10 protein-coding genes and 1 riboswitch are annotated in these 13,166 nt (G+C 65.6%); of the genes, 6 read left to right on the top strand and 4 right to left on the bottom strand.

The window, feature by feature from the left end; translation table 11 throughout:
* The first annotated feature begins 181 nt into the window (after nt 1–181).
* Nucleotides 182–2,194: an SGNH/GDSL hydrolase family protein gene (locus SHTP_RS24600; protein WP_096372062.1), complete on the top strand. Its 2,013-nt coding sequence runs from the start codon at nt 182–184 to the stop codon at nt 2,192–2,194.
* A gap of 3 nt (nt 2,195–2,197) precedes the next feature.
* On the opposite strand, the gene SHTP_RS24595 is transcribed toward SHTP_RS24600, so the two are convergent.
* A complete protein-coding gene (locus SHTP_RS24595) occupies nt 2,198–2,863 on the bottom strand; it encodes an O-methyltransferase (protein WP_011742312.1) in 666 nt (221 codons plus the stop codon).
* 105 nt (nt 2,864–2,968) lie between these two features.
* Nucleotides 2,969–3,139: riboswitch (M-box (ykoK) riboswitch) on the top strand.
* Between the two features lie 298 nt (nt 3,140–3,437).
* On the opposite strand from SHTP_RS24595, the gene SHTP_RS24590 reads away from it, so the two are divergent.
* The gene (locus tag SHTP_RS24590) at nt 3,438–3,653 is read left to right on the top strand and encodes a hypothetical protein (protein ID WP_012392300.1); all 216 of its coding nucleotides are present in this window, start codon (nt 3,438–3,440) and stop codon (nt 3,651–3,653) included.
* A 107-nt stretch (nt 3,654–3,760) separates the two neighbouring features.
* Nucleotides 3,761–5,509, top strand: a complete 1,749-nt coding sequence (locus SHTP_RS24585; protein WP_011742310.1) for an NRAMP family divalent metal transporter — start codon at nt 3,761–3,763, stop codon at nt 5,507–5,509.
* Between the two features lie 51 nt (nt 5,510–5,560).
* Here the strand turns inward: SHTP_RS24585 and SHTP_RS24580 are convergent, their stop codons facing one another.
* Nucleotides 5,561–6,316 carry a L,D-transpeptidase gene (locus SHTP_RS24580; protein ID WP_096372061.1) on the bottom strand — a complete coding sequence of 252 codons (756 nt, stop codon included), beginning with the start codon at nt 6,314–6,316 and terminating at the stop codon, nt 5,561–5,563.
* 406 nt (nt 6,317–6,722) lie between these two features.
* On the opposite strand from SHTP_RS24580, the gene SHTP_RS24570 reads away from it, so the two are divergent.
* The gene (locus SHTP_RS24570) at nt 6,723–7,925 is read left to right on the top strand and encodes an ISAs1-like element IS2404/ISMul1 family transposase (protein WP_420873051.1); all 1,203 of its coding nucleotides are present in this window, start codon (nt 6,723–6,725) and stop codon (nt 7,923–7,925) included.
* Between the two features lie 182 nt (nt 7,926–8,107).
* A complete protein-coding gene (locus SHTP_RS24565; protein WP_036451764.1) occupies nt 8,108–9,040 on the top strand; it encodes a LysR family transcriptional regulator in 933 nt (310 codons plus the stop codon).
* Here the strand turns inward: SHTP_RS24565 and oxc are convergent.
* Nucleotides 9,024–10,787 carry an oxalyl-CoA decarboxylase gene (gene oxc, locus SHTP_RS24560; protein ID WP_096372650.1) on the bottom strand — a complete coding sequence of 588 codons (1,764 nt, stop codon included), beginning with the start codon at nt 10,785–10,787 and terminating at the stop codon, nt 9,024–9,026. The two genes, SHTP_RS24565 and oxc, sit on opposite strands and share 17 nt — an antisense overlap.
* A 266-nt stretch (nt 10,788–11,053) precedes the next feature.
* On the opposite strand from oxc, the gene SHTP_RS24550 reads away from it, so the two are divergent.
* Nucleotides 11,054–12,688, top strand: coding sequence for a FadD7 family fatty acid--CoA ligase (locus SHTP_RS24550; RefSeq protein WP_096372058.1), 1,635 nt, complete (start codon nt 11,054–11,056; stop codon nt 12,686–12,688).
* Here the strand turns inward: SHTP_RS24550 and SHTP_RS24545 are convergent.
* Nucleotides 12,685–13,161, bottom strand: a complete 477-nt coding sequence (locus SHTP_RS24545) for a DUF2231 domain-containing protein (protein WP_096372057.1) — start codon at nt 13,159–13,161, stop codon at nt 12,685–12,687. The two genes, SHTP_RS24550 and SHTP_RS24545, sit on opposite strands and share 4 nt — an antisense overlap.
* Nucleotides 13,162–13,166: the final 5 nt, after the last annotated feature.

Below are 13,166 nucleotides of genomic sequence, written 5' to 3'. Positions count from 1 at the left end.
AAGGATCCACCGCTGCCGCATCTAAGCTTGCTGGGATCACGAGGAGGGGCAGCGACGTATCGGCAGCAACTTTGGCGCGGGGCGACAGGGTGCTCCGGGCGCGCTAACAGCAAGCACTGAGCCGGGCGGGTATGACCCCGCGCCGGATTCTTCTGCTACCCGCAAACGTTGGATTGCTCCGGTGCGACGTGCGGGCCGCACCGCAATCTGGGACCGCGCGGGGCGACAGCGCGGAATTCCTGCGCTGGACGGCCTGCGCGCGGTGGCCGTCGCGCTGGTGCTCGTCGGGCACGGCGGCGTTCCCGGAGTGGGCAGCGGCTTCATCGGCGTGGACGTCTTCTTCGTCCTGAGCGGCTTCCTGATCACCTCGCTGCTCTTGGACGAATTGGGTCGCTCCGGTCGGATCGATCTGACCGGATTCTGGATTCGCCGCGCGCGCCGGCTGCTGCCGGCGCTGGTGCTGATGGTGCTCACCGTCGCCGCGGCCCGCGAGCTGTTGCCCTACCAGGCGCTCACCGGACTGCGTAACGACGCGCTGGCGGCCTTCCTGTGGATGGCCAACTGGTGGTTCGTCGCACAGAAGACCGACTACTTCACCCAGGGCGCGCCCCCCTCGCCGCTGCAACACACCTGGTCGTTGGGGGTGGAGGAGCAGTACTACATCGTATGGCCGCTGTTGTTGATCGCGGTGACACTGCTCTTGGCGGCCCGGGCCAGGCGCTATTTCCAGCGGGCCACCCTCGGCGGCGTCCGGTTCACCATATTCGTGATCGGCACCCTGGGGGCCCTGGCCTCTGGCGCGGCGGCCATTGTCTTTGCGTCCGAGTCAACGCGTGACCGGATCTATTTTGGCACCGATACTCGGGCCCAGGCCTTGTTGGTCGGCGCCGCGGCGGCGGCGTTGTTGGTGCGCGATTGGACGGCGCTCAACCACGGCTGGTGCCTGGTCCGGACCCGGTGGGGGCGGCGCGTCGCCCGCTTTCTGCCGGTCATCGGGGTGGCGGGCTTGGCGGCGCTCACCCACTTTGCCACCGGAAACGTCAACGAGTTCCGCCACGGTCTGCTGATCCTGGTCGCCCTGGCCGCGGTCTTCGTGGTGGCGCCGGTTGCGCTGGAACAACGCGGAGCGGTCGCGCGTTTGCTGGCGTGGCGCCCGCTGGTCTGGTTGGGCACCATCTCCTACGGCATCTACCTGTGGCACTGGCCGATCTTTTTGGCCCTCAACGGCGAGCGCACCGGGTGGACCGGAATGTGGCTGTTCGCCGCGCGGTGTGCCCTCACCGTGGCTATCGCCGCGTTGTCGTGGTGGCTGTTCGAGCAACCGATCCGGCGCTGGCGCCCGGCGCGAGTACCGCTGCTACCCCTGGCGGCGGCCACCGTCGCCAGCGCGGCCGCCGCCACCATGCTGGTTATCCCGGTCGGCACCGGCCCGGGCCTGCGTGAGGTAGGCCTGCCACCCGGCGTTTCGGCGGTCGCCGCGGTCTCACCGTCACCGCCGGAGCCGGCCGCGCCGGGGCCAGCCGCCGCGCCACGAGATCCGAACCGGCCATTCACCGTTTCGGTGTTCGGTGACTCGATCGGCTGGACCATGATGCATTACCTGCCCGCCACACCCGGATTCCGATTTATCGACCACACCGTCATCGGTTGCAGCCTGGTGCGGGGCACGCCGTATCGCTACATCGGTCAGACATTGGAGCAACGGCCGGAGTGCGATACCTGGCCCAGCAGATGGTCCGCCCAGGTCAGTCAAGACCGGCCCGATGTCGCGCTGCTGATCATCGGTCGCTGGGAGACCGTGGACCGGGTGAACGAAGGAAAGTGGACTCACATCGGAGACCCGACCTTCGATGGGTATCTCAACTTCGAATTGCAGCGGGCGCTCAAGATCGTCGGATCCAGCGGTGTCCGGGTGATGGTGGCCACGGTGCCCTACAGCCGGGGCGGCGAGAAGCCGGATGGCCGCTTGTACCCGGAGGACGAGCCGGACCGGGTCAGGCAATGGAACGACATGTTGCGCAAGACAGTTAGCCAACACCGAAACGTCGGGATCATCGACCTCAACAAGAAGCTGTCCCCAGATGGGGTTTATACGGCCAAGGTTGACGGGATTCAGGTGCGCAGTGACGGCGTTCACCTCACCCCAGAGGGTGTGAAGTGGCTGATACCGTGGCTCGAGGAGTCGTTGCGCTAGTCGTTAATCGGCCGTGCGACAGCTGATTTCCATGCTGTCGCTGCTTCTGGCGGGAAAGTTGAAGCTCACGTAGCCGTTGGCGGGGTCCCGGATGTAGTCCAGGTACGGCCGGGAACCGGCGGACTCGGTGTTGTCGGCAAGGATCAATGCACCCGCCGGCAGCACCGGCTCCAGCAGCCTGACGACGGGTAGGTACAGGTCTTTCCAGCCGTCGAGCAGCACGAATTGGACCGGTCCGGGCACGGTTGTCAGCGTGGCGAGCGCATCCCCTTCGGCGACGGTGATCACGTCGGCCAGCTCGGTGTCGGCGAAGGTCTGCTTGGCGGCGGCGATCTTGCTGGCGTTGAGTTCGGTGGTCACCACCCGGCCGCTGCCGTTGTCGCGAACCGCGGCCGCGAGATGGATGGTGGATATGCCGAACGACATTCCGAACTCGACGACGGTCGTGGGTCGGATCGCACGGACCAGCGCATACATGAGTCGGCCGGCCTCCGGTGTCACCGGGATGTAGAACTCGCTCATCGCGTCGGCCCGTTGCTGCGCATCCCCAGACCACAGCCGTTCGATTTCAGCGCGTCGCTCGCGCAGCGCCGTCATTTCGTTTGCGGCTGCGGCGTACATCCGGTCCAGCGCCGCGGCGACTTTGGCGTCCTGCAAAGTGGTGCCCATGCCGGCGAGGGTAGGCCGCCACCATCGCCAGTGCCATCGTTGGTGGTGGCCGTTACCAAATAGCCGTTTGACGAGCAGCGGGTTTCGGTGCGAGCATGGTTCCCGCAAGCACCTCGGTAGGCGAGGCGTCTGCATGGATACAGGCCACTGACCCCGTACGTCGAGCGACGCCCCGGGTCAGGACAGCTCTTCCCGGCCTAAGGGTTGAGCCCAAGTGGCTTCCGGATAGTCCGGATACGCCGTGCAGTGCCGAAGCTCCCACGAGAGGGGTGCGTTCGACGATGCGTCGCCGTACGGTCATCCCTCTTGCATAGGTGATGTGACGACACCCCCGTGTGTCATGGCCGTGAGGAGGTGAGGGCGAGACATGAGTGACATCAGTCCGGGCGATAGTCCCTATCCGAAATCCGTCTTCCCCCGATCCGGTTCCGGCATTTCTTCTACCGCCTAAGCCTTGTCGGGCCATCACCAGGATCTGTGCCCAATCCGTGGGGCACCAGCGCCATGAAGGCCCGGGACACCTTGACGCGTTGAATGATGTAAGCCGATCGGTTTTCCCACCAGGAGTAAGATCATGGCTTTGGTTGCTACACAACGTATTCCCTACATGACCGGTTTTCCGGGACGTTCGCTGCTCAGTGCGGGCCGGCGGCTGACCAACAAGTGGTCCGCCCACTTCGTCCTGACACCGCAGGAGCGCGCCAACCGCTACGTGTCCAGGATGCCGATCGCGGTGGTTACCGCGTCGCTGGGTGGACATCCAGATCTGGGCACCAACAACTACCGCTAATTCCCTGAGCCGCAACGAACTGGGCGGCGGACGCTGACCCGGTGTCCGTCGCCGGGAGTGGCTTGCGCTGTCCGGTTCGCCACCTCTGTATCGATAGCGAGACGTTGATGACCTCGATATCCACTTCGCGTCGCGGTGCCCCGAATTCCGCTGTGCACTCCGCCGACGCCGCCGTCCTGGATTCGGCCCATACCGGCGACATCGTCGGTGCGTTCGGCCGGATCCGGCGGGATGGCGACGGCGTAGCTTCCCGGCGGTGGCAGCGTCTGCGGACCCTGATGGTCATCAGCGGTCCCGGGCTGATCGTGATGGTCGGCGACAACGACGCCGGTGGTGTCGCCACTTACGCTCAGGCCGGCCAGAACTACGGGATGACCCTGCTCTGGACCCTGGCCTTGCTGATCCCGGTGCTATACGTGAACCAGGAAATGGTGTTGCGCCTGGGTGCGGTCGTAAGGGTCGGGCACGCGCGGCTGATCTTCGAGCGCTTCGGCAAGTTCTGGGGCGCGTTTAGCGTCGGCGACCTGTTGATCCTCAATGCGCTGACCATCGTCACCGAATTCATCGGCGTATCAATGGCCCTCGGCTTTCTCGGCTGCCCGAAGGCGGTCGCCATCCCGGCCGCCGCGGTGCTGTTGTTCGCGGTGGTCGCCGGCGGCTCATTTCGCCGCTGGGAGCAGATGATGTTTCTGCTGATCGCGGTCAACGTGGTGATCATTCCGATGGCGCTACTGGTGCATCCGACGTTCTCGGGGACGGTGGGTGGTTTGGTGCCACGCTTCCCCGGAGGACTGGACTCCACGGTGCTGTTGCTCATCGTGGCGATCGTCGGCACCACGATCGCACCATGGCAGTTGTTCTTTCAGCAGTCCAACGTGGTGGACAAGCGCATCACGGCGCGCTGGATTCCCTACGCACGAGCGGATCTGGTACTCGGCATCGTCGTGGTGATCGTCGGGGCGACAGCGCTGATGGCGGTGACCGCATTCGGGCTGGCCGGCACCTCCGACGTCGGCTACTTCAGTGACGCGGGCGCGGTCGCAACGAGTTTGACCAACCACTTCGGCTCCACCGTGGGCATCCTGTTCGCAGTCGTGCTACTCGACGCATCGCTGATCGGCGCGAACGCCATCGGGCTGGCCACCACCTATGCCGTTGGCGACGCGATGGGCAAAAGGCACTCGCTGCACTGGAAGATCAGTGAGGCCCCGCTGTTCTACGGCGGCTACGCGGCGCTACTTGCGATTTCAGCCGCGGTAGCGTTCAGCCCCGACTACTTGCTCGGCTTGGTGACCCAGGGTGTGCAGGCCCTCGCCGGCATCCTGCTACCGTCGGCAACGGTATTTCTGGTGTTGCTCTGCAACGACCATGCGGTACTGGGTCCGTGGGTAAACACCCTGCGGCAGAACATTATTGCTTGGACCACGGTCTGGTGTCTGGTCTTGCTGTCGCTGGCGCTGACGGTAACGACCTTCTTTCCGCGCCTGTCGACCGCCGCCATCGAGATAGGTCTGGTGGCCGGCGCGGCGATCGGCATGATGGGCGGCGCTGCGGTGCTCATCACCGGCCGCCGGCGCAGCGACCGACGCGACGCGGAGGCCATCTCGCAATCCCTGGGCGGCGGGCTGGATCCCGGGGAGGTCGATGAGATCAACGACGCCAAGTTGCTCAGCCGTGCCGAACGGCGTGCCATTCGCCAACAGGACCGGGCCCAGTGGTGTACCCCCAATCTGACCGACCTTGCCCGCCCGGCCATGTCGCCGGCACACCGGCTGGGCCTATTCACCCTGCGGGCCTACCTCGTGGTCGCGGTGGTGCTGGTGGTTGTCAAGGTGGTGCAGGCCGGGATCGGCTGACCGGCTGGATGATTCAGCCGGCAGCCAGCACCGTTGTGCGCGCCGCAAAGACTAGCCGACCACCTCGATCGGATCGCCGACGTTGACGCTGTCGAAGTACCACGCCGCGTTATCCGGGCTCAGGTTGATGCACCCGTGGCTCACATTGGCGTAGCCCTGTGAGTTCACCGACCACGGCGCCGAATGGACATACACTCCGCTCCACGTGACCCGAACCGCGTAGGAGGCGGTGATCATGTACCCCTCCGACGAGTTCAGCGGGATGCCGATGGTGCGGGAGTCCATGACAACGGTGCGCTCTTTGGACAAGGCGGTGAAGCTGCCGATCGGAGTGGGGCGACTGGGTTTGCCCATCGACGCCGGCATGGTGCGCAGCACGTCACCGTTGCGGCTGACGGTGAAGGTGTGCGCGGAGATGCTGGCCACACCGAGCAGCTCGTCACCGGTCTCGAAGCCGGTGGTCAGTTCCTGCACCCCCACCGAAACGCGCGTGTGGGTGGGCCAGTATCGGTCCGGCACCCACTGCACGACGTTGCTTTGGACCCACTGGAAGTGTCCGGTCATGTTGCTCGGTGAAAGGACGTGAATGGTCCGTTGGGCGGCGCGGCGGTTGGTCACTGGCGCGGTGAACGTCACCACCACGGGGTGCGCCACTCCTACCACCGCTCCGTTCGCGGGCAACACCGAAGCAACGCCCGGAATCGGCTCTGCGGCCGGCAGGGCCGCGGTGGCGGGACTGCCCGCTGCCACGACCGCCAATACTGTAATCGCAACCATAACGAATCGATAACGAATTATTCGACGCATGGCGTCCGCCCTTCGAGATGGTGCGAGCAACTAAACGCATTCTAGTTGTTAGGTGCCCACTCGCGGGGTGTAGCAAACAATTCTCAGTTAGCCTGGGGGTCGGGATTCGGGCCCATATTCGGGGTCTCGGGTGAAACTCCTCGGTGCGCCGAAAATCAATCCGGAATTGACGTTGGCGCAGATTCCGGGGTCGGATTCGCTGGTAGCGATACCGATTCCGCGTACGTCCGGGCTGGCTCGTCGCGCCGCGCCTGCGGTCCAACCAGGGCTCCGGCGTTGTTGATTAGCAGGCTTGTGAGCTGGGTTGATGATCTTTGGTGCCGCGCTATTGGGGCCGGAGTGTAGGCACGGGCTATCTGGAGAACGTTCGAGTTGGTTACTGTTCGTCGTTGGTCTGGAGTTGCCCGTGCCTACCGTTTCAGTATTGCCTGTGTCGTCGGTTCCAGAGGTGTTCGACCGCTGGAGTCCTGGTGAGCGCAGCGAGCTCATCGGATCGGAGTTTCTCGATGTGTTGGCCTCGGTGCCAGACCCGAGGGACCCACGCGGTCGGAGGTATTCGCTGATGGCTTTGTTGGCGATCGCGGTTCTGGCCACTGCCGCGGGGATGCGCGGCTATGCCGGTTTTGCCACATGGGCGGCCACCGCTCCCGATGATGTGTTGGCCCAATTAGGGGTCCGGTTCCGGCGGCCCAGTGAGAAGACCTTCCGCGCTGTTTTGTCTCGGCTAGACCCCGCCGACCTCAACGCCAGGATGGGCAGTTACTTCACTGCACACGTGGCCAGCAGCGACCCCAGTGGATTGGTGCCGATCGCGTTGGACGGCAAGATGCTGCGTGGTGCTTTACGCGCCAAAGCGACAGCCACGCATCTCGTGTCGGTGTTCGCCCACCGTGCCCGATTGGTGCTCGGTCAACTCGCTGTCGCCGAGAAAAGCAATGAAATTCCCTGCGTACGTGCCCTGCTCACGCTGCTGCCGGGTAGCTTGCGGTGGCTGGTCACCGTGGATGCGATGCATACCCAGGTCGTCACCGCGAAGTTGATCTGCGCCACCTTGAAGTCGCACTACCTGATGATCGTCAAGTCCAACCAAGCCAAAATACTTGCGCGTATCACCGCGCTGCCCTGGGCCGAGGTGCCCGCAGCCGCTACCGACGACTCCCGCGGCCACGGCCGTGTCGAGACCCGCACCCTGCAAATCATCACCGCTGCACGAGGAATCGGCTTCCCCTACGCAAAACAAATCATCCGGATCACTCGTGAACGCTTGATCACCGCCACCGACCAGCGCAGCGTGGAGGTGGTCTATGCCATCTGCAGCCTGCCGTTCGAGCACGCCCGCCCTACCGCGATCATGACCTGGATGCGTCAACACTGGGGAATCGAGAACAGCCTGCACTGGATACGCGACGTCACCTTCGGCGAAGACCGTCAAAGGGCACATACCGGAAACGGCGCACAGGTCCTAGCAACGCTACGCAACACCGCGATCAATCTGCACCGCCTCAACGGCGCCGACAACATCGCCGAAGCCTGCCGGATCACCGCTTTGACCGCCAACCGCCGCCTAGACCTCCTCAATCCACAATTCCGCAGCTCACAAGCCTGCTAATCAACAACGCCGGAGCCCTGGCGGTCCAACCGCGCTGCGGGGTAACGAGAACCGCCCAATGGCGCGCGGACCTTGTCGCGACGGTGCAGGACCTGGCGGCCCAATCGGGGACCGGCGGGCGACAACGGTCCGGTGGGGGCGGTAGTCTCAGCGAATCGGTACACATGACCGAGGAGGTGTCAGTGCTCTTCCGTCAACTGGAGTACTTCGTCGCGGTAGCTCAGGAACGCCACTTCGCCCGGGCGGCGGAGAAGTGTTATGTGTCGCAGCCCGCCTTGTCCTCGGCAATCGCCAAGCTCGAACGTGAACTCAACGTCACCTTGATCAATCGGGGCCACAGCTTCGAGGGGCTCACCCCGGAGGGTGAGCGGTTGGTGGTCTGGGCCAAGCGGATCATCGCCGAGCACGACGCCTTCAAGGCAGAGGTGGACGCGGTGCGATCGGGGATCACCGGAACGCTGCGTTTGGGCACCGTTCCGTCTGCCTCGACAACTGCGTCGCTGGTGCTGTCGGACTTCTGCTCGGCGCACCCGTTGGTGAAGGCGCAGATCTGTTCCCGGTTGGCGGTCACCGAGCTGTACCGGCGGCTGCGTGACTTCGAGCTGGACGCCGCCATCGTGTATACGTCCTCCGACGATGGTCATGACGTTGACTTGGTGCCGCTGTACGAGGAGCGCTATGTGCTGCTGGCGCCGCCGGAGATGTTGCCCCCGGGCGTGTCGACGCTGAGCTGGCTCGATGCCGCGCAGCTACCACTGGCCCTGCTCTCCTCGGATATGCGAGACCGGCAAATCATCGACGCGGCCTTCGCCGACCACGCCATCACGGTCAGTCCGCAGGTTGAAACCGATTCCGTTGCTTCGCTGTTCGCTCAGGTCGCCACGGGGAATTCGGCGTCCATTGTGCCGCACACCTGGCTATGGACCACACCCGCGGGCGGTGAGATACGCCCGGTCCAACTGGTCAGCCCGGTGGTGAAAGCCCAGGTCGCCTTGGCTACCAGTTCCACCGGGCCTGGATCTCCCGTCGCCAGGGCGCTGATGACCAGCGCCCAGGGGCTCGCGTTGGATGAGTTCTTCCAAACGCGGCTGATGGAGATCAGCCGCCGGCGCTGACCCGCGCTGGGGTGGCCGCGCTAGTGGGATTTAGGCTGGCTAGGTGCCCGCTCTCCACACCGGCGGCCGGGTCGAGTTCGCAGTCGATGACGGTGGGTCCGTTGGATGCGAGCGCCGCGGTCAGCGCCGACCGCAGCTCAGTCGGGGTGGTGACGTGATATCCCTTGCCGCCGAATGCTTCTGCGATCAGCTCGTGGCGTGCGTGGGCGCTCAACACAGTGGGGGCGGGGTCGTTGGGACTGGCGTCTGTGGCCTGGGCCTTGGTGGCCTCGTCGCCACGGTAGACGCCGCCGTTGTTGAGGATGACCACGGTGACGGGAAGCTGGTAGCGGCAGATGGTCTCGACCTCCATGCCGCTGAAACCAAATGCACTATCCCCTTCGATTGCTACGACGGGCCGGCCGGTCTCCACCGCGGCCGCGATGGAGTAGCCCATGCCGATACCCATCACCCCCCACGTTCCCGTGTCGATACGGTGACGCGGCAGCTGCATGTCGATGACATTGCGGGCCAGGTCTAGCGCGTTGGCGCCTTCATTGACCACATACACGTCGGGATTATCGTGCAGCACAGTGCGAATGGCGCCAAGCGCGTTGTAGAACCGCATCGGGTGCGGATCCTCGGCCAAGCGTTGCAGCATTTTTGCTTCGTTGCGTGCCTTGCGTTCGGCGAGCTCGGTGGTCCACGGGGCCCTGGTCGCGATCGGATGCCGGGCCAGGCCGTCGGACAATGCCGCCATCACCGAGCCGATGTCGCCGGTCAGTGGCGCGGCAATCGGGCGGTTGCTATCGAACTCCGATGCCGCGATGTCGACCTGGATGAACTTGGCGTCGGCCGACCACTGCGGTGACTCGCCGTGGCCGAGTAGCCAATTCAGCCGAGCCCCGATCAGCAGGACAGCGTCGGCGCGGGCGATGGCAAGCGAGCGAGCCGCCCCCGCGGAGCACGGATGCGAATCCGGCAGTAGCCCCTTGGTCATTGACATGGGCAGGAACGGAATTCCGGTCGTCTCGATGAAGTCCCGGATCGCGTTGTCGGCCTGTGCATATGCCGCGCCCTTGCCCAGCACGATCAGCGGACGTTGGGCCTGGCTGAGGATGGTCAGTGCGCGATCGACGGCCTCGGGTGCGGGCAATTGCCGCGGGGCGGGGTCGACGAGGCGCCAAACGGTCGCCGCGGCGGCCGTCGCGTCCATCGCCTGACCGAGCACCTCGCCGGGGACGTCGAGGTAGACCCCGCCCGGGCGGCCCGAGATCGCGGTGCGCAACGCGCGGGCAATGCCAAGCCCGACATCTTCGACCCGATTGATCCGGTACGCGGCTTTCGCGAATGGGCGGGCCGCGTTGAGCTGGTCGATCTCCTGATAGTCGCCACGTGCCAGATCCACGATCGCCCGCTGGCTGGACCCGGAAATCTGGATCATCGGGAAGCAGTTGGCGGTTGCGTTGGCCAGTGCGGGCAGCGCGTTGAGGAAACCCGGGCCCGACGTGGTGAGGCACACCCCGGGCCGGGCGGTCAGGAAGCCTGCGGCGGCCGCCGCGTTGGCGGCGGAGGCTTCGTGGCGGAATCCGATGTAGCGGATTCCGCGGGCCTGCACGGTGCGCGCCAGGTCGGTGATGGGGATGCCGACGATTCCGTAGATCGTGGCGACGTCGTTGGCTTTGAGTGCGTCGGCCACCAGATGGAAACCATCGGTCAATCCGCCTGCGGCTGTCGCGTCGCTGGGAGATGCCGATTGTGTGGTCATGGTGGCGACTCCTCGGGTGTGTTGGTGGCCGGTGGCTTGATCACCACTCTTATCGGGTGCCCCCGCTGTGTCCAAGACCGGTTCTCTATCCGACGATTCACTCCGTCTATCGAGCGGCGGCTACGGCGTAGGCCGGCACCACCGCGACTCGATAGCCGTCGACTATCGACTGGTAGCCGGTCAGTATTGGACAACGCGTACCGATCACCGGCAGGGTGCTGATCAGGTGCCAACTGCACCGGTAATACCTGGAGGGAGTGCACGCGATGGCATCGGACTCGATCACCGGCGGCCAGGCAGTGCCCGCGCACGTCGGGACCCAACCCTGCGACTCGGCCGCCGGCCCTCGGCTGGCGGATCTGGTGGAGCTGGCGGCGGCCCAGCTGCCGGAGGCAACCGCGGTCATCTTCACCGCCGATCGTGTCGCGGTCAGCTATCGCGACCTGGTCCGCCTGGTCGACGACCTCGCCGGGCAGCTGACTCGGGCCGGCCTGCGGCAGGGGGAGCGGGTGGCGTTGCGCTCGGGCAGCAACCTCGAGTTCGTGGTCGCGCTGCTGGCCGCGTCACGCGCGAATCTGATCGTCGTTCCGCTGGATCCGGCGCTGCCGGTCGCTGACCAACGCGCCCGCGCCGGGGCCGCAGGGGCACGCGTGGTGCTCATCGACGGCACCGGACCCGGCAACCGGGATGAACCGGCGGTTCGATGGTGGCCGATCGCGGTGAGTGTGGCGCGCGATACCGGCATTCTGTCGGTCCATTTGGACGCCGCCGGCGAGCCCACCGCGGTGGCGTCGGCGCCCCAGGGGTTGCGGGCCGACGACGCCATGATCATGTTCACCGGGGGAACCACGGGGCTGCCGAAGATGGTTCCCTGGACGCGCGCCAACATCGCCACCTCGATACGGTCCATCATCGCGGGATACCGGCTGAGCCCACAGGACGCGACGGTTGCGGTGATGCCGCTGTACCACGGCCACGGCCTGATGGCCGCGTTGCTGTCGACCCTGGTCTCGGGGGGCACGGTGCTGCTGCCGGCTCGCGGAAAATTCTCGGCGCACACATTCTGGGACGACATTCACGTCGCGCACGCCACCTGGTACACCGCGGTGCCCACGATCCACCAGATCTTGTTGGAGCGCGCCAAGACGGAACGGGAAGCCGACTCGTCCGGCCGGACTCGCGCCGCATTGCGCTTCATCCGCAGTTGCAGCGCGCCACTCACGCCCGAAACCGCGCAAGCGTTGCATGACGAGTTCTCCGCCCCGGTGTTGTGCGCATTCGGCATGACCGAGGCCACCCACCAGGTGGCAAGCACCGGAGTCGAGGGCAGCGGCTGCGACGAAAACCCCGCTGAGTCTACCGGTCTGGTCGGTCGATCAACGGGGCCCGAAATCCGGATCGTCGGGCCCGACGGGCATCCGGTCGGGCCCGGCGCCGTCGGCGAAGTCTGGTTGCACGGCCCCACGGTGGTGCGCGGCTACCTCGGTGACCCGAAGATCACCGCGGCAAACTTCACCGACGGCTGGCTACGCACCGGCGACCTCGGAACCCTGTCGCAGGCGGGCGACCTCAGCATCCGCGGCCGGATCAAGGAACTGATCAACCGGGGCGGGGAGAAGATTTCCCCGGAACGCGTCGAAGGGGTGCTGGCCAGCCACCCCGGGGTGCAGGAGAACGCGGTCTTCGGCGTCCCCGACGCGCTCTACGGCGAAGCGGTCGCGGCGGTGATCGTGCCGCGTGAGCCCGCGCCCACTGCGCAGGAACTCACCGAATTCTGCCGGGAGAAGCTGGCGTCCTTCGAAATTCCGGCCACCTTCCAGATGGCCAGTGAGCTGCCGCATACCGCGAAGGGGTCGCTGGACCGGCGCGCGGTGGCCCAACAGTTCGGCGGGCAGGCCTAGTAGGGTCCCAGCGCCGAAGCGATGGAACCCCAGGCGGCCTGCGCGCCGGAATCGCCGACCTGGTAGGTCGCGACGAGCGTGGCCGCGGCGGCAACGATCACCAGCGCGGTGATCGTCAGGTGCGTCGCGGTGTTGACCGCACGCCCCCGTTCCCGGCGAACATGCATGACCACCAGCAGGGCGACGGCCAACGCCTGGACCGCCATGAAATAGGTCAGGGTCTCACCGAGTTCCTGGTGCTTTTCTACCATCGGTGACGGGCCCAGCCGAGCCTGAAGCCATGCACCGGCGTCAGCGGTGATCGGGGTCGCGATGAGTGTGATGATCGCCAGCAGCAGCGTCAGCCAGACAAATCGCTGCAGTGCCGGTGTCCACAAGGCACACACGATGGCCAGGATCGCGGTCAGCGGACCCAGCACCACGACCAGGTGATTGAGCAGGATGTGCGCGGGCAGTCCGTTGATGGTTGACATGAATC

The sequence above is a fragment of the Mycobacterium ulcerans subsp. shinshuense genome, assembly GCF_002355775.1.
In the GTDB taxonomy this organism is placed as follows: domain Bacteria; phylum Actinomycetota; class Actinomycetes; order Mycobacteriales; family Mycobacteriaceae; genus Mycobacterium; species Mycobacterium marinum.
Note: the sequence above shows the minus strand (reverse complement) of the source record. Positions and strands in the feature narration are given on the sequence as shown.